Annotated in this window: 16 protein-coding genes; 6 read left to right on the top strand and 10 right to left on the bottom strand. The window is 49.8% G+C overall.

The window, feature by feature from the left end; translation table 11 throughout:
• Window positions 1-15: 15 nt before the first annotated feature.
• On the bottom strand, window positions 16-3,066 hold the full coding sequence (locus ACM1PF_RS06455) for a peptidase domain-containing ABC transporter (RefSeq protein WP_416673287.1): 3,051 nt from the start codon (window positions 3,064-3,066) through the stop codon (window positions 16-18).
• A gap of 12 nt (window positions 3,067-3,078) precedes the next feature.
• Window positions 3,079-3,900 (bottom strand): peptidylprolyl isomerase, encoded by an 822-nt coding sequence (locus ACM1PF_RS06450; RefSeq protein WP_416673284.1) that lies wholly within the window; start codon window positions 3,898-3,900, stop codon window positions 3,079-3,081.
• A gap of 144 nt (window positions 3,901-4,044) precedes the next feature.
• Between ACM1PF_RS06450 and ACM1PF_RS06445 the strand changes: the two genes are divergently transcribed.
• The 4 genes from ACM1PF_RS06445 (at window position 4,045) to hisC (ending at window position 8,529) form a co-directional block, all read left to right on the top strand.
• Complete coding sequence (locus tag ACM1PF_RS06445; RefSeq protein ID WP_416673283.1) at window positions 4,045-4,203, top strand: hypothetical protein; 159 nt, start codon at window positions 4,045-4,047, stop codon at window positions 4,201-4,203.
• A 910-nt stretch (window positions 4,204-5,113) separates the two neighbouring features.
• Window positions 5,114-6,004, top strand: coding sequence for a calcium-binding protein (locus ACM1PF_RS06440; protein WP_416673282.1), 891 nt, complete (start codon window positions 5,114-5,116; stop codon window positions 6,002-6,004).
• Window positions 6,005-6,374: 370 nt separating this feature from the next.
• A complete protein-coding gene (locus ACM1PF_RS06435) occupies window positions 6,375-7,295 on the top strand; it encodes a hypothetical protein (RefSeq protein ID WP_416673280.1) in 921 nt (306 codons plus the stop codon).
• Window positions 7,296-7,473: 178 nt separating this feature from the next.
• On the top strand, window positions 7,474-8,529 hold the full coding sequence (gene hisC, locus ACM1PF_RS06430; protein ID WP_416673279.1) for a histidinol-phosphate transaminase: 1,056 nt from the start codon (window positions 7,474-7,476) through the stop codon (window positions 8,527-8,529).
• 131 nt (window positions 8,530-8,660) lie between these two features.
• Here hisC and ACM1PF_RS06425 read toward each other — a convergent pair whose 3' ends face one another.
• A complete protein-coding gene (locus tag ACM1PF_RS06425) occupies window positions 8,661-8,963 on the bottom strand; it encodes an acylphosphatase (RefSeq protein WP_416673276.1) in 303 nt (100 codons plus the stop codon).
• A gap of 338 nt (window positions 8,964-9,301) precedes the next feature.
• On the opposite strand from ACM1PF_RS06425, the gene ACM1PF_RS06420 reads away from it, so the two are divergent.
• Window positions 9,302-10,186: a M48 family metalloprotease gene (locus ACM1PF_RS06420; RefSeq protein WP_416673274.1), complete on the top strand. Its 885-nt coding sequence runs from the start codon at window positions 9,302-9,304 to the stop codon at window positions 10,184-10,186.
• Between the two features lie 145 nt (window positions 10,187-10,331).
• On the opposite strand, the gene ACM1PF_RS06415 is transcribed toward ACM1PF_RS06420, so the two are convergent.
• Entirely contained in the window at window positions 10,332-12,287 is a 1,956-nt protein-coding gene (locus tag ACM1PF_RS06415; protein WP_416673271.1) for an ABC transporter ATP-binding protein, read from the bottom strand.
• A 132-nt stretch (window positions 12,288-12,419) separates the two neighbouring features.
• On the opposite strand from ACM1PF_RS06415, the gene ACM1PF_RS06410 reads away from it, so the two are divergent.
• On the top strand, window positions 12,420-13,211 hold the full coding sequence (locus tag ACM1PF_RS06410; RefSeq protein WP_416673268.1) for a C39 family peptidase: 792 nt from the start codon (window positions 12,420-12,422) through the stop codon (window positions 13,209-13,211).
• On the opposite strand, the gene ACM1PF_RS06405 is transcribed toward ACM1PF_RS06410, so the two are convergent.
• The 6 genes from ACM1PF_RS06405 to ACM1PF_RS06380 form a co-directional block, all read right to left on the bottom strand.
• A complete protein-coding gene (locus ACM1PF_RS06405; RefSeq protein ID WP_416676584.1) occupies window positions 13,190-14,098 on the bottom strand; it encodes a DMT family transporter in 909 nt (302 codons plus the stop codon). The two genes, ACM1PF_RS06410 and ACM1PF_RS06405, sit on opposite strands and share 22 nt — an antisense overlap.
• A gap of 249 nt (window positions 14,099-14,347) precedes the next feature.
• On the bottom strand, window positions 14,348-15,280 hold the full coding sequence (locus ACM1PF_RS06400) for a hypothetical protein (protein WP_416673265.1): 933 nt from the start codon (window positions 15,278-15,280) through the stop codon (window positions 14,348-14,350).
• Between the two features lie 167 nt (window positions 15,281-15,447).
• Window positions 15,448-15,696 (bottom strand): hypothetical protein, encoded by a 249-nt coding sequence (locus ACM1PF_RS06395; protein ID WP_416673263.1) that lies wholly within the window; start codon window positions 15,694-15,696, stop codon window positions 15,448-15,450.
• Between the two features lie 54 nt (window positions 15,697-15,750).
• Window positions 15,751-15,921 carry a hypothetical protein gene (locus ACM1PF_RS06390; protein WP_416673260.1) on the bottom strand — a complete coding sequence of 57 codons (171 nt, stop codon included), beginning with the start codon at window positions 15,919-15,921 and terminating at the stop codon, window positions 15,751-15,753.
• Window positions 15,922-15,976: 55 nt separating this feature from the next.
• Window positions 15,977-16,138, bottom strand: coding sequence for a hypothetical protein (locus ACM1PF_RS06385; RefSeq protein WP_416673257.1), 162 nt, complete (start codon window positions 16,136-16,138; stop codon window positions 15,977-15,979).
• A 243-nt stretch (window positions 16,139-16,381) separates the two neighbouring features.
• Window positions 16,382-17,383 (bottom strand): calcium-binding protein, encoded by a 1,002-nt coding sequence (locus ACM1PF_RS06380; RefSeq protein ID WP_416673254.1) that lies wholly within the window; start codon window positions 17,381-17,383, stop codon window positions 16,382-16,384.
• Window positions 17,384-17,538 lie beyond the last annotated feature (155 nt).

The following is a 17,538-nucleotide window of genomic DNA, read 5'->3' as shown; positions in this document are numbered from 1 at the left end:
TGAAAGTTTGGTTTCCTACAACCGTGCCTGCTGGGTATACAAACAGTAATAAAGCTGACGACGAGCCATCAGATCGGCATGGCTGCCCTGCTCCACAATCACGCCAGACTGCATAAACAAAATCCAGTCTGCTCGGGCGATCGTATTCAATCGGTGCGTAATGAAGAACACAGTTCGATCGCCAAAGCGTTCCATTAGATTTTCACAGACTCGTCGTTCGGTTTCGTAATCTAATGCGCTAGTAGCTTCGTCAAAGATTAACAACCGGGGACTCCGGGCTACCACACGGGCGATCGCAATTCGCTGTCTTTGTCCTCCTGACAGGGATGTACCTCGTTCTCCGACCTGGGTACTGTAACCTTCCGGTAGCTGCATGATGAAGTCGTGGGCTTCTGCCACCTTCGCAGCCGCAATCACCTCATCGTCCGAAAGGCTACCAAACAAGGCGATATTATCCCGGATTGTACCCTCAAACAACACTGCATCCTGAGGTACGATCCCGAGCTGCGATCGAAGGGAATTTAAGTCAACTTTGCTGATGTCGTAACCGTCGATCAGAATGCTGCCTGCTTTCGGTTGGTACAGGCGCGGCAATAACTTGAGCAAAGTACTTTTTCCCGAACCACTCTGACCGACAATTCCAACAAATGAGCCAGCAGTCACATCGAGATTGACATTAGTGAGTTGCAGTTGCCCTTCCTTAAACCCAAAACTAACCTCCTGATACTGAACATTTCCCGTGATGAGCGGCAGTTGTAGTGGGGTTGCAGTGGATATTTCTTCAGCCGGAAAATCGACAATATCCGCTAGCAGCTCCATTGATAGGGAAGTTTCCTGAAACCGTTGCCACAATCGAGACAGACGCAGCAGTGGCCCAGTCACATACCCTGTCAAAATCCGAAAGGCGATCAATCCCCCCAGGGTTAATTCGCCTTCCAACACCAATCCTGCTCCCATCCACAGCACCAGCAAGTTGCTCATGGTGTTCAAAAACTGGCTGAAGGAAGAAAACATGGTATTCACCGTTGAAGTGGTAAAACCACTGCTGAGATACTGGACATACCGTTCTCGCCAGGTTGCTTCCACCAACGATTCCATATGCTGGGCTTTGACGGTAAAGACCCCTCCCAGGATTTCAATCAGATAGGACTGCACCTTTGCACCGTAATCTGCTTTTGTCCGAATTAGCTTCCGCTGAATCGTAGAAACAAATAACGTCGAGAGAATAACGATCGGAATAGTTGCCAGAACACACAAAGTCAGGCGAGGGCTATAGAGCACCATCACACCGATATAGAACAAGGAGAAGACTGCATCCAAAACAGCCGTGACAGCAGTTCCCGTTAAAAACTGGCGAATATTCTCCAGTTCAGATAGCCGTGAGGACAACTCTCCGACTGGACGCTTCTCAAAAAAGTTCAGGGGAAGTTGCAACAAGTGGCGAATGATTTCACTCCCCAACCGTAGATCAATACGATGGGTTGTGCTGGCAAAAAGGTACATTCGGAGAACCGTTAGAACTCCCTCCAGGCAAGCAAACATGACCATCAAAATACCAAACATGGTCATAGCACTGAGATTTCCACTGACAATTACCTTGTCAATGACCTGCTGCACTAATAAGGGATTTGCCAACCCCAAAATTTGCACAAACATGGAAGCCAGTAAAACCTGAGTGAGGATGCCGCGCTGCTTGGCTAAAACGGGAATGAACCAACTAAAGCCAAATCGTTTCAGGGGCGTTTGAGGAAGACGCTCTAAAACGATCGCATAACAATCGGCAGAAGGCTGCTCCCGGCCAGGAGGGGTACTGGACACCAGACGGGCCGCCAGTTCATCGGGGGAGAGCCGCAATAGCCCTGTTCGAGGGGAACCCACTACCGTCATGCTGGCAGTGGCATCATGGAGTACCGCCAGTACATCTCGAAATGGGATCAGGGCCGGGGTAGCCAGACGGTTAATTCCTCCGGCGGTAGGCGTGAATTTGACCCGTTGAGCACTTAGCCCGATCGCCTCTGCAATGCGGATACATAAATCTAACCGATCAAAGTCGTGAATCGATCGCTGTAACCGACGACGAAGTGCATCTGGACGGTAGGGAACCTGGAACCGATCGCAAATCATCCCAAAGCAGGCGACCAGGTCTTCTACAGGGTCAGCAGAGGGGGATTTCCAGATGGGGAAATGATTGGTAGGGGGGGAAGGTTCTGGAACGGCCAGGGCAGGGGAGCTATCTAATGCGAGGGCTTCGGGATGGAAATGGGAATCAACGGGGCTGATAGACCTATCGCTAGCCCCCGCAGGAATCCCTCCACTCAGGAGGGCCGATGACAGAAACGCTCGATCAATTCCAATTAACCGTACCGGAAATTTGGAGGGGCGAACGGGTTTAAGCTGACTGACGGAACCCACTGGAGTCCCGATCGTCAGGTTCAAATACTCCCCTCCACTGACCAACCAAATGCGATCGGAAGATAGCTGTAGTGACGGATCGTGGAATTTGCTGGAGTTGGGAGTCCAGTGTTCGACTACTGCCAAACCTTCCTGCACAATGTATTGCACCAGATCCTTCAGGTTCAAATCCACAAACGGAGTGGACATGGCTGAAAGAAATCGAGACAGCGCATCAAACAACTCGGACAGGCTGACTCGTTCCGCTAATACAGGCATTAAATGCTGCAAGGCGATCGCCTCAAACTCATCCGCAGGGAGGGAAAGCGTCAATACTTCCTGCTGATCGGTAATGGTTGTAAACGTGGCTCGGACTGAACCCACCGCCACCCGCCGCACTAAGCTATCCCAGCCAATCACTGAACCTTTGCCGACCACTGCCAAAGTCGGACTTTGATAGGACGTTGGGCCCAGCAGCCGCACCTGTTCCTGTACGACACAATGAATCACAGAAGGTAACTCCCTGGCAGGATAAATCAACTCTCCTGGACGAAACGAGCAAAGCTTTAACTTAGGGGTGATTTGACTCCGTAGTGAAGTGGGTAAGCGGTCAAAGGGCCATGCTTCAAAAAAGTCTGCCAGATATGAATGCAGTTGGGTGTCAACATAGGTCATGGTGGCAAATCCTTAAGGGGCAATTTCCGTAGGTTGAGGACTGATTTGCGGCGGGGCAGGAGCTTGAGCAGGGGAGCTAGCGGGCAGAGCGGACTGTACGGCAATACTTTGAGGGCTGGCGATAAACGCTTTGACTTGAGTTTGCAGCCATTGGTGATATAAACGGTCAATCAGGTTGGCACGGGTTGCACTGGTTAAACGAGCCATCATCAACCGCTCCAGGCGGATTAACCAGAAGCGATCGGCCACTGGAATTGGGCCATAAATGACACCAGCCCCCCCACTGCGCAATAGCGTTGCCGCTTCGATCGGCAGCGTAGATAAGGAGACTGGACCAATCCACCCGCCTGTTTGTCGTTCATGACCGATCGAAAACTGCTGTGCTAAACGAGCAAAATCAGCATCATCATCTCGAAGCTGGAAGTACAGTTCTTGGGCTAGGGCTAAATCCGTGAGCTGAATCAAGGAGTATTCAATCTGATCAAAATCCGACTTGTGACGCAGAAACTCAGATTCTACCTGGTTGGCAAACCGAACTTGCTTGAATTTCTCAATGCGTAAATCTCGTAATAGAACATTTTCAAAATAGGTGGGGGTTACGCCCTGATGCTGACACCACTGGATTAAGAATTGGTTGAAATCGTCCGGTAAGGGAGCATTAGCCGCACCGACTAATCGTTGAAATAGCTCTTGTTTTGAGAGCGGAACATTCTTAATCATCTCATCTAGTAGTATTTGACCCACTAATGGTTCTAGAAGTTTGTACTTGACTAAGGCAGAGATGATCTGATCGCCATCTAAAAGGCGATTACCAATTTTCAAGCAATTGTTCATGGTGACTTTCCTAAATCATGCACCAGAAGATCTGAGTTGCAATGCTTCTGCATCACAAGATGGTAGAACGCTGGTAGAACAGTCTCCCACTACATACTGCCTTAATTAGAACCGTTCAGGAACATTGTGGATTTAGAAGCAGTCATGGTAAGGGTAATTTCTGGCGGCAGCAACCGACTGAGCGTGAGGCGCAGAACTGTTCGTGCCTCATCCCAGGGTCAAACCTTAGAACAAATTTTGTCCTTCAGCCAGGTCTTTCGCCTGCTGCTCCGGCTGAATTTCTTTCAATCCCTGATTCCTTGACACCCGATTCTTTAATCTCTAATCACATCCCGCTACGTAGGCTGTGATTCCTATCACCGATCGCCCAAAAATATCTAGAAACATCTAGAAACATCTAGAAACATCTAGAAATATCCAGAAACACACGAAATACTCATATCACGATCGAGCTACTGCACACTATACCATAAAGTTTTCAATGAATTAGATAATTAGAACCAAAAAGATAAAACTGTTCTAATTGCTCTGAAAATAAGGTCGGATAATTTCGTGATTTCAATCACTCGATCGCTATTTTAAGTGACATATATAACTAGTGATGTACGGAAATACAGAATTGAAACCTGTCTTTGTCTTATATTTGCATTCATTTCCGCTTTAAATTGGTTCCTCTCACCTGAATACTTGAGCCAAATTCGCCTATTCCTGGAAACAATATTTCTGCTTTGAGAGAAGAAAGTATAAAAAGTGGCAAACGAACGATTTTTTTTCTGCATTATTCAGGTTGGCGAAATGAATTTTTCTCAACTATCTTTGTGAATGGAAAACCTGCACTTGAAGCAGTGCGCGTGTAGGGACAATATTCGACTAACCTGGTTTCGACCAACCAAGTTGTGAATCTAGCGGTCAATTTAGCCATCGCTATTCTGTGGGTGCAAAAGCCAAACTCTATTCCAGCGTTAAATCGGCTTTGAAGCGATCGGCTTGTTCTCAGGTTTTACAGCAATTTTCTGCGGGTTAAGCATACCCATTGCAACGGCATTCCGAATGTCGTTCTAAATGCCCCAGTAGGGGTATACAAATTCTGTGGTATCTCCGCCTACCCATTGCTCTATTCAAGGTCAATCCTGCGGTTTGGCAGAGGCTGAATTGAGGTAGAAGCCAGATTCACAACCGCATTGCAGCTTATTCTCATGACAAGGATTTTGCTATGTCTTTCATCACAGAAAATGCGATCGATTCTATTCTTCAGACCTTAGAAGAGAACCGGGCTGCTCAGAGGGTCAGAGGACAACGGTTTCGCGGTACCGGACGAAGTGACGTTATTTTTGGCAACCGTCGCGATAACCAAATTGAAGGTCGGGGCGGAGATGACATTATCGTTGCCAGGGCTGGAAATAATGATCTGCGCGGCGGCGGCGGGAATGACATTTTGATCGGTGGCGATGGAAATGACACGCTGATTGGAGGACGCGGGGATGATGTGCTCCTGGGCGGTGCAGGAGATGATGTGCTGAGGGGAGGCAATGGGAATGATACTCTTAATGGTGGATTGGGCAACGATCTCCTCCTCGGCGGTAATGGTGATGATGTGCTGGTGGGTGGTGCTGGTGTGGATACTTTGATTGGTGGCGCTGGCCGCGATCAATTTGTTTACAACGGAGATTTGTTTGCCAACGGTATTCCCACTCTGGCCGCGGCTCCAAATATTAATGTCCTGAACCAGCCCGATACGATCAGCGATTTCACCAACGGCGAGGATCAGTTTGTGTTCGATCGCGTCAGTTCCAGACTAAACGAAGTTCGGTTCCAAAAAGGCACTGCCGCAGATATTGCCGATGGTAATATCATTATCCTGACCGATCCCTTTGCTGCCGCTGGAGGTGCGGCCCGGGCGATCGCCAATAACGACAGCATCACCACCCGCGAAGGCGTATTTGTTTACTTCAATAGCACCTTAGGGGTGAATCGCCTGGTTTATTCCAATGACTTAGCCAATGGTGGCGATATCAGTGTGTTAGCGAACCTCGACAATCAACGAGGGGATGCCGGACTGGCAGGATTAGCCAATTATACTGCGGCTGATTTTAGTGTTGGTTAGGAAGTGAGGAGAGAGGAGAGAGGAGAGAGAGAGGAGAGAGAGAGGAGAGAGGAGAGAGGAGAGAGGAGAGAGGGAGAGGCGTAAGCAAAGAAGGTTTTCAAACCATTTGAATGGGTTTGAGCCATTAGCCCGCAATTTATTGCAGGGTAGGTGAGATAACCCGGTACAAGAGCTGAGTTGAATCATTGCGGGCGATGCCCACCCCACAAAATTCTTCCGGCTCCTGACTCCTTAACTCCTGACTCCTGACTCCTTAACTCCTCACTCCTCACTCCTCACTCCTCACTCCTCACTCCTCACTCCTCACTCCTGACTCCTTAACTCCTCACTCCTGACCTACCGCTCTATTGTTCCTTTGTGAGACGCTAATATGAACCGATGGATACTGGGAAGCGGAGCGATCGTGACTTCCGCTGTAACACTGTATAGTTGGAATCCTTCTTTTGTGCAAATAGATGATTTAGAGGAAGGAAATCAAGCTGCGGGATCAAATCCGTCAGAATTCTCGGATTCGTCTCGTAGTCGTGATAAACAGGGTATTCATCGCATTCCGGTTATTAGTCATACATTGGAGCTTCTTTCCTTTGATCGCCAATGGAGCCGTAATGCCACCGATCGTCTACCGCGTTCCATGGAGATGATGTATCGGGATCGGTTAAAGCAAGCGCAGTCTGCCGCAGAGGAGGGAGACTTTACAGAGGCCGTCACCCTAGTTTCCGGCGTTCCTAAGAACAGTCAGCATTATGAGTTAGCGCAACAGTTGCAAAATGACTGGTCGCAGGAGTTGTTGCAACAGGCGACCAAGCTCTATCAGCAAGCGGATTTGGTCGGTGCCTTAACCATTCTTCAAAGCATTCCTTCCACCTGTGATCAATCCGATCGCGCCACCAGTCTACGGGAACGGTGGGGACAACAGGCAGTGTTATTGGAACGGACGATCGTTGCCTATAGAGCCGGGGAATGGGATCGGGCGATCGAGTCGGTGCGAGCGTTGGAAAATACGCCCCTGTATCACAGTGTTCTGGTGCAGGATATCTTGCAGGAATCTATTAGCAATCGGCTCCGACCGGATGAACGCCTGATGCAAATTGCGTCTGCGAATCTGCCTACTGCTTCGGCCATTCCGACCACCTTGCCTGCTCCAACCTCGTATCCTGCCCCACCTGCCCTTGAGCCAATGGCAACCCCCCTGTCCCCCCAGCTTCCCGTTGATGTGAGTCGTGCTTTGGAGTGGTCTTCTCCCCCCCCTGCCATCTGTTTCGGGGGAAACGCCGATCGCCGATCGCTATGACTTTAGCCTTGATCCCCTGACTGCTAAACCCGCTGTTCCTCAACCTGACCTTTCCCGCGATGCGAAACCGCTGGGCAATCAGGCTACCACACCCTAGCATTTGCAATCAGGCAGTCGAAAGGCCCTTGGCAATGTCTTAAAATAAAGGGTCTTTCCTGCTGAAAAAGTGCTGACAACCATGACCTCCTTCTTCCGTCCCAATATTGAATCGATGGCTGGGTATGTTCCGGGAGAGCAACCCAAGCCCGGTACGCCCATTATTAAGCTCAATACCAACGAAAACCCCTATCCCCCTTCCCCAGCGGCGATGGCGGTATTGCAGACTTTAGACAGCGAATGGCTCCGTCGTTATCCCGATCCCTATGCCAATGAATTTCGGCAGGCGGTTAGCGAAGCTTTAAATGTGCCAGCGAACTGGGTGATCGTGGGGAATGGCAGCGATGATGTGCTGAATGTGATTGTGAGAGCCTGTGGAGAGGGCGATCGTCGGGTGGCGTATCCCATGCCGACCTATGTGTTGTACCGGACTTTGGCTGAAATTCAACCGGCTAAAACCGTTGAAATTCCCTATGGTGAGGATTTCCAACTGCCCATCGCAGAATTAGTCGCTGAAAATGCTGCCATTACCTTCATTGCCTCTCCCAACAGTCCATCGGGTCATGTGGTTCCAACGAACGATCTGCGCCAGCTTGCCGCCCAACTGTCGGGAGTTTTAGTCGTAGATGAGGCCTACGTTGATTTTGCTGATGAAACAGCGTTACCCCTGGTACAGGAATTTGAAAATGTGATCGTGATTCGTACCCTATCGAAGGGGTATTCCCTGGCGGGGTTACGGCTCGGTTTTGGGGTTGCTCAACCCAGGCTGCTGGAAGGTTTGTTCAAAGTCAAAGACAGCTATAACATCGATGCGATCGCCTGTCTGGTGGGATCCGCCGCCATGCGCGATCAAGCCTACAAGAATGCCTGTGCTGAAAAGGTTAAGGTTTCCCGGGCTCAACTGGCCCTGGAACTGAAACAACTCGGTTTCCGCGTCTGGGATTCCCAAACCAATTTTCTACTGGTGCAGCCTCCCATGGGGGATGCTGAAACAATTTACTTGACGCTGAAGGAGCAGGGGATTCTGGTTCGCTACTTTAAGCAGCCAGGACTGAGTGACAAACTGCGGATCACGGTGGGTACGGATGAACAAAACCAGAAGCTGATCCAGCTCTTATTCGCCCACTTTGGATTTTAAGGCTGGTGGGTCGTGCGATTTCCCCAAGGAGACCGTAGCGCAGGCAAGATGCCTGCGTGAGCTGGTCATTGAAACGACTGCCCTCAAGATGCCCACCCCACAAGAGTTGCAGGTAATTAGATTTGCATTCTTCAGCGCGATCGAATCATTTCAAATCGAGCTAATCCTTCCGGTGGTTCGTAGCTCACTTCCAGATCGATCACATTCGCTGCTGGAGGGCCTTTGCGACACCAACGGAGCATTTCGTCCACCTTCTCCTGGGAACCTTCAAACACCGCCTCTACTCGACCATCGCGCAAATTTCGCACCCAACCGTTAATCTTCAGCAAGACCGCCATATCTTGAGTCGAAAAGCGATAACCCACTCCCTGCACCCTTCCAGAGATGAAGACGTGGACACGAACTGGTACTGACCCAACTTGAGGTTGATTCATCGTTTTCTTAATCATCTGTAATCACTGAACTTTGAGAAAGAAAAATCAACTCAAAATCCGATTGACCAACACAATGAGACTAATGTCAACTAAGTATTTAAAAGACTGGAGTTTGTATACTTTGTGAGTACTGAGTGCTTAAGCCAATTATATAACGCTGAATCACGCTTCAAAGAGATTCCCTGGAGAGGGCAGAACAATTAAGCAGGGCCGCATCCAAATCGATCGCTTTCAAGAGTTCATGCTTTGGGGTGAGACAAATTCACTCGTTTGGGAGAGACTTTATCTGAAAAATCCGCGTACTTTAATCTTAAGTTTTTAGTTTTACTTGAGATCATATGTTCGGAATCAATCAACTTAGAACCGTTGCTTTATTAGGATTGCTGAGTGGCTTAATCGTTCTGGCGGGCTATTACTTAATTGGTAATGAAACAGGACTGCTGATCGGGCTGGTAATCGCGGCATTCACCTCGGTTAGCTCCTGGTACTTTTCAGATCAGGCGGCTCTGGCAACCTACCGTGCCCAACCGATCGCCCGTGATCAGGCCCCAGAACTATACGACACCGTACAGCGATTGAGCGATCGGGCCGGCATCCCTATGCCAAAGCTGTTTGTGATTCCAACGGACTCCCCCAATGCCTTTGCCACTGGTCGTGACCCCGATCATTCCACAATTGCCGTGACACAGGGAATCGTCAAACTATTGTCTAAGGACGAGCTGGACGGGGTACTCGCCCACGAGTTGACCCATGTGAAAAACCGGGATACTCTGATTCAGGCTGTTGCAGGAACGCTGGCAGGGGCAATCACTTACCTGGGACAGATTCTGACCTTTGGGGCCCTCTTCGGTGCGGGAGGTGGACGAGGACGGCAGGGAAATCCGCTAGGAGTGTTGTTTTTGATTGTGCTGGCTCCCCTATCCGCATCCCTGATTCAAATGGCGATTTCCCGAACTCGAGAGTTTGCGGCGGATCAAGGTTCAGCGGAAATTACAGGAAATCCCCTGGCGTTGGTCAGTGCATTGCAAAAGCTGGAGGAATTGAAGCAACAGATGCCCTTACAGGGTAATCCTGCCTTCTCCCACCTGTTTATTGTCAATCCGCTGAACCCTCAGGGGTTGCAGTCCCTCTTCCTGACCCATCCTCCCACTGAAGATCGGATTCGGAAGCTGAAGGAACTGGCCCAGCAGGACAGCCAATCCCCTGAACCCTCTGCGGTCTAGAACGCTGCGGTCTAAAACGTCGGTGCATTCAGACGGGGCAGGCATCTTGCCTGCCCTACGCAGCATCAAGCCAGGAAAATTTGTCGCCTGAACAAACGGTGGGGAAAGGTCAGCCACAGCCGATCTGACCTCACCCAATTCCGCTTCACTTCATCCCCATCTGCACCCGCCACAAATTCGCATACACCCCCTGTCGCTCCAACAATTCCTCGTGGGTGCCCTGCTCCACCAACTGCCCATACTCCATGACATAAATTCGATCGGCATTGCGAATGGTAGAAAGCCGGTGAGCGATCGCAATCGTCGTCCGGTTTTGAGTAATTCGTTCCAGGGAGCGTTGGATCGCCGCCTCCGTTTCGTTATCCACCGCAGAAGTCGCTTCATCCAGAATCAAGATGGGCGGATTTTTCAAAATCGCCCGGGCGATCGCCAGCCGTTGCCGTTGTCCCCCCGATAGTTTCTGTCCCCGTTCCCCCACGATCGTGTCGTATCCCCTGGGCAATTGCTCAATAAATTCGTGAGCTTCGGCAATCCGGGCCGCAGTCATCGCCTCCTTCAACGTCGCAGTTGGACTGCCATAGGTGATATTTTCCAGCACCGTTCCGTGAAACAAAAACACATCCTGACTGACCCAACCGATCGCCCGTCGCAAATCCTGAAGCTGCAACTCTCGAATATCCAGTCCATCCAGCAGAATATTCCCCGACTGTACCTCATAGAGCCGCAGGATTAACTTCACCAGCGTACTTTTACCCGATCCCGTTGAACCGACAATGGCGATCGTCTTTCCCGCCGGAATATGCAACGACAGATTTTTCACCACCGGAGCAGTTCCCTCATAGGCAAACGTCACATCCTTCAGGTACAACTCACCCTCGATCGGATAGGGATTAACCGGCAATTGGCTCTCCTCCTTCCCCGAAAGCCCAGTTCCCCGACTCCCGACTCCCAACTCCCAACTCCCGATTCCCAACTCCTCTCTCCTCTCTCCTCCCTTCTCTCTCCTTACCCCTCTCTCCTCTCTCCTCACCAACGGCAACTCCCCCGAATGAATCGCAATCGGCGTATCCAGCAAGTTCATGACTCGATTAGTTGAAGCCATTGCCCGCTGGTATTGATCCAGGGTTTCGCCCAGGCGCGTCAGAGGCCACAGCAATCGTTGAATCAAAAACACCAGCGTACTGTAGGTTCCCACTGCCAGCGTCCCAGCAACGGCAGCCAACCCGCCATACACCAGGAGCGCCGTAAACCCCAGCAAAATAATCATCCGGATCAACGGTGTAAAGGCCGCACTGAGGGCGATCGCTCGACGGTTACTCTGACGATAGGCATCACTTTCCGCATGGAGGCGATCGACTTCGTAGGCTTCCGTCACAAAGCTTTTAATGGTGACAATACCGCTCAGGTTGTTGGACAAGCGGCTGTTGAGTAGTCCCACATTCTCCCGTACCTCGGCATAGCGGGGAGCGAGCAACCTCTGGAAGCTAAACGATCCCCACAAAATAAAGGGAATGGGTAACATCGCCATCCAGGCAACGCTGGGGGCTACGACGAAAAATCCGACTCCAATCACCAGCACGGTCGTCAGTACTTGCAAAACTTCATTCGCGCCAAAGTCCAGAAATCGTTCTAACTGGTTAATGTCATCATTCAGGATCGCCATCAATCCGCCCGTACTCCGCTCCTCAAAGTAGGCTAACTCCAACTCCTGAAGATGGCTGTAGGCATCCAATCGTAAATGGTGCTGCACCTGTTGAGCTAAGTTTCGCCATAACCGGGCATAGGCATATTCAAACAGAGACTCCAACGCCCAAATCACGAAGGTTAGAATGGCCAGCACGATGAACTGAGTCTGCACCGCCTCAATGCCGAGTCGTCCCAGCAGCGAGTTCTGCTGTTCAACCACCGTATCCACTGCCACCCCAATCAAAACAGGGGGAGCCAGGTCAAATACTTTATTCATCACAGAGCAACTGGCGGCGAACCAAATCTGCCGTCGAAATGCCTGTCCATAGCGAATCAATCGAACGAGGGGATGCGCCCTTTCTGTCTTAGCCAATGGTTCTGTCCTGCTTATCTGTGCATCACAACATCTCCCCATTTTAGGAGGTTTGGTACGGCAACCGGGTTGCAGCCAACGAGCCGCGTTAGTCCCAATCGCAGGCAGGGCATTCTAAAACCAATTCACGCTTTTACTCCAACGGGTAAAACCCCAATCATCAGGGAAATTTATATGACTAAAACCCTACTTAAAACCTCCAGTGCCACCATGCTCAAACAGAAACCGATTCAGTCTGTAGACTTACGCGATCCTGAAAAACATCCGATCGCAGCCGGACAGGTTTTTGAGTTACATTCCTACGCTCCAGAACGCGATCATATCCGAGTGGCATTCGCTAATGAATTCTTCAATGGATTCAACACCTGGTACGTGTACGCACCCCATGTTGAGATTGTCCGAGACGGTCGGCCCGTTTTACCCAAGCCCCGTCCGCAGTCAATCAAGTTACCGATTCCCTACAAGTCGCAACGAGATAATGCTGAAAATCCCGATGGTTCCTGCAATGTTACTTCCCTGGCCATGTGTCTGGAATACCTGGGAGCCAAACGCCGCACGGGCTGGGGGCAGTTTGAAGATGAACTATACCGCTATGCCCTTAACAAAGGGTTGAGCCGCCACGATCCCCACGATTTGGCAGTGATTGTTGAGCACTATGGCTGTCGAGATGACTTCCGAACTAACGCCACGATCGAACAGGTGCAGAATTGGCTGGCCGAGCGCAATCCGGCTGTGATTCACGGTTATTTCACTTCCTTTGGTCATATTGTGGTGCTAGCAGGTTATGACGAGAAAGGGTTTCTGGTTCACGATCCGTACGGGGAGTGGAATACCTGGGGATACGATCGCAATATTCCTGGCTCTAAGAATGAAAAAGGAAAATATATTCACTATTCCTATAACTTAATCCGTCGCTTATGCATTCCCGATGGTAACTTCTGGGTTCACTTTATTTCCAGGCGGTAATTCTGGTTATTTTTAAGCGGTTGGGGTTGGAGTTGTCCTGAGTAGACTTCGTTTCGTCCCCGGTGAATCACCAGGGCAATACCACCCAGCACCGCGATCGAAGTTAAACCCAGGCGCAGTGTGATGGGTTCATTCAAAACCCCGATCGCCCCCACCGCCGCCAGGATGGGGACGCTCAGTTGAACGGTTGCTGCCTGAGTTGCGTGTAACTGCGGTAAAGCCTTGTACCAAAGCACGTAGCCACCGGCTGATGCGATCGCCCCCGAAATAATCGCATATCCTGCGCCAAGACTATCCCAGGTAAAATCTGTTTGGGTCATCAAGCTCAAAATCATCACCAGTGGAACTGTCCGCCCAAAATTACCTGCGGTCGCCTGAACGGGATGATTCATTCTTCTCCCCCTTAAAGAATAAATTCCCCAGGCAATACCTGCTCCCAGCATCAGCACAGAACCCTGAAGGGGTGGAGTAGACAGCCCCGGCAGCAGCAGCCCGATTAATCCAATGAACGCACTGACCAACCCAACGATCTGCAACCGCCGCAACCGTTCACCTGTCCACAAACCATAGCCAATCATCGTGATTTGGACTGCACCAAACAGCAATAAGGCTCCCACTGCTGCGGGTAAGCTGACATAGGCGATCGAGAAGCAAGCGGCATAGGTAAACAATGCCAGAGCAGAAGTCCAATTTCCCGCCTGACGAACGTAGCCATTCCGGCATCGAACGATCAGCCATAGCATCGCAGCTCCCGATATCAAGCGAATGGAGGTAAAGCTGGATGCATCAATTAAGGTGTGCTGAAGGGCCAGGCGACAGAGTAAAGAGTTGCCAGCAAAGGCGAACAGAGCCAGGAGGGTTGTGAGGGTAAGGGGGATGGAAGACATAGGGGGGAGTGGGGAGTGGGGAGTGGGGAATAGGGAGTGGGGAGTGAGGAGTGGGGCAAAGCACTTGTGCTGTTGGGATGCTTGGTTGACTGGGCGGGCAGGATGCCCACCCCACAAGAATTTCATGGGTACAGTTAATTTGATTTGGATACACCCGTTGAAGGACTTGTCCTGAATCAGAAAATCCCAGGGAGAACCTGGGAAGGATAGGAGTTGGGAAAAAGTGCGATCGATTAGCGATTAACGCAACTAACGGCTATAGATCCCGGTCACTTCCAGGAGCCGCATCTGTTGGGCAGGACAGACTCGCTTGAAGGTGGCTATGAACTGAGGATGAGATAGTCCAGAACCGATAAATGTCCAGCGATAGGAGGCTGCCTGAATGGACTGAATCTCTTGCCGTTCGGCTTCTGTGAAGCTGCGATCGATCGTCCTGGCCAGGCTTTCCAGATCGAGCTGCACCTGCATCATCAGCCCCCCGTTGAGGAACTCAATCAGCTTGAAGAAGTCTTCCACCCCTGCCTCGACTTCAGATGGCTCTAGCTCTTGCACCAGTTGCTCCACTATTAAAGTATCCAGCGTTGTGTGCTGGGCTTCCTCCAGCCAATGATTCCTGAGTAAACTGCAAAATTGGGGATCAAGGCTTTCGCGGAAGTTATCGCGGATGCTGGCTAGATAGTGATACTGGGTCATCCATTCAATGTAGAGGATGATCATCACTACACCGAGGGGATGATGCTCCAGAACGGCGTTTGCAATGTCTTGCACCGGGCCAATCCCTTCACACCGACGACCAAAACCCAGTTCAAATTCTTCAGAAAAGCGACGGAATAAACGAATATGTTTACTTTCTTCTTCTGCGAAGTGCAGCAGAGCTTGGGTTGCAGTGATATTCTCTAAGCCTGTAGTTTTAACATGGTTGATCACGCAGGGGACGATAAACTCTTCCACTAATCCAAATAAGTGTAGATAGCTGTTGCCGCGAATTTGGTTGAGAATGATTTTTTCCATATCATTGAGACAAGAAATCTCATTCACTTGTGCCAGTGCTTCTGGCATAAACCGTCGGGTAAAGTCTAAACGCTTGTCTCCGCCGATGATATCTTCAATTCGCCAATTGACCTTAGCTGCGCGATCGAGGGATTGTTTGTAGCTCTGGTTGTTGCTGATAATTGCAGTCATTGAATGTTCTCCTTAGGATGATTTGAATTTAAGGTTTACAAAGGAATTGATTTCAGAAGAAAAACTTACAGCATGTATTCCTTGCTTCTATGGTTAGAGTATTCTAGGTACCGTCCTGAAAGTGTCCGAGAATCGTTGAGCAGTTGTCCAAAATCAGTAGGTTTTATTTAGTGAACGTTATACCGTTGATCGAGCCAGAATCGGACTTCCGACTCAGAGGTACAAACGATGCGCTGATGGGAGTCGGGATCGGTAATGATCCAGCGTTCTTGTCCATTCCGACGAATACGATAGGAAATCTTGGGTTCATGATCTGTCGTGAAGAACCGAATCATTGCACATTCCAGGCGATCGAGGTATTTAGTCAACTTTTGCAGCCACTGGTGATTACGAACATGGGAATCAGTTGTTGTCACAGGGAAGGAATCTGAGTCAGAGATCATGGTATTGCTCCAGAGGTAGAAACGGGATTAAAGGGATTCTGCTAAGGCGATCGTTGCTCCGTAGGGGTGAACCGAAGCAGGATGGGATAGGAATTCGCTGTAATCTGCTAATTGGTCTACACCCAGAAGGTTGAGGGAAAGTTCGAGCAGGAGCCAAACTGAAACCTTAGTAATTAATGTTTTCCATTTCACTTGCATTGTGATCACCTCCTGGGTTTGAGGGATTTAGCCAGAACGGTTACTCAAAAAACCGTTACTCAAAAAACCGTCGTTCTAACCAATATCGAGCTTCCATATCGGTAGGGAACCAGTTGGGTTGATGTGTGGCAGAATCATCAATAGACCAAACGATCGTTCCACTTTTGCGTCTATTGAAATGAACTTTTGATTCATTTTGGGTAGGTTGGTTTGTCATTGCCTGGCTCAATTGTTTGACTGTTGTTGAAAGGATCTGTGTGTGAGAGAATAAAAAACTTGCTTGAGGAGAAGAAAAGATGGACGCTGTTGCAGTCGATCGGTGTTTCACCATGATGGAGGCTCCTGGCACTTGGGATCGGTTTGAGAGAATCATTTCTTCTCTGCTATCACTCTATTAAGGAGGGTGTCCAGAAAGCGTCCAGAGAACGTCTACATTGCGTCCACCTGCCTCTACCCGGCTCTAAACGAAGACAAAATCCCTGGCGATGACCACATCAACCGTATCCTGGACGATCGCAATCAAGTTATCCCGATGGTATATCTGAGTATCCAGGGTTGCACTGCCAATTAAGTTGCTATGGGCTAATCGGTATCCACTGCGATCGGTTGCAGAAACCTGAATTTTATCGCCCTGAAAGTCATTGAAATCGCTAATAATGGCGTAACCCGTTCCCCGATAATGTAGTCCTACAGGAGCCTGGGTTTCCGTTTTTGCGCTACCCAGAACAAATACATCCGCGCCTCTGCCACCCATCAGGGTATCGATTTCGTTGAGGTTGCCACCATATCCAATCAGGACATCATCGCCATCATCACCCACCAGGCGATCGTTCCCCCGTCCACCATACAGCGTATCTTTACCATTACCGCCATAGATAATATCGTTGCCATCCTGGCCGTACAGCACACTGGCTCGAATAGGATTACCGTGAATCACGTTATTCAGGTTGTTGCCCTGTCCACGAGTGGTGGTTCCTTGGAGCTTCAGGTTTTCCAGGTTTGCCCCCAGAACATAGTTGTTATCGTAGCTGAGAACCGTATCAATTCCTTGATTTACGCCTTCGTAAATTAGATCTCGCTCCCGGTGATAAACCACATAGGTATCGTTGCCAGAACCGCCGAACAGTTGGTTAATTCCTCCACCCGCACCGCCATCCAGGTAGTCATCACCTGCTCCCCCGATGAGCGTATCGTTTCCGGCTCCACCGTACAGCGTATCGTTGCCATTACCACCGTCTAAATAGTCATCGCCTTCTCCACCAAACAATAGGTCGTTTCCATTTTCGCCAAATAGTCGATCGTTACCGCTCTCGCCATACAGAGTGTCATTCAGTGGCCCACCGTATAGCGTATCATTTCCAGCTCCGCCATACATTCTCCATTCTTCCCAGCGTAATCCTAAATAAGTTCTATGCGCTCTCTTATTGTCATTACCGTTTGTGCCTCTCCAGGTGTGTGCCATGATTGTCTCCTTATTTTTAGTTGATAGGGTTTGTATCGGTACGGGAAAACTTCTTTGTGTTTTCTGATATCAGGTTATTCAGCAATGAGTCCTGAAAACGTCCGTGATTCATCCACAAAGCATCCAGTCAGCTTTAAAGACAAGGATTCCTGTAT

Origin of the sequence: Egbenema bharatensis FJBBOT/2019, assembly GCF_048077055.1 — a bacterium.
Lineage (GTDB): Bacteria > Cyanobacteriota > Cyanobacteriia > Elainellales > Elainellaceae > Egbenema > Egbenema bharatensis.
The sequence above is the reverse complement of the archived record's forward strand: the minus strand, read 5'-3'. Positions and strand labels throughout refer to the sequence as shown.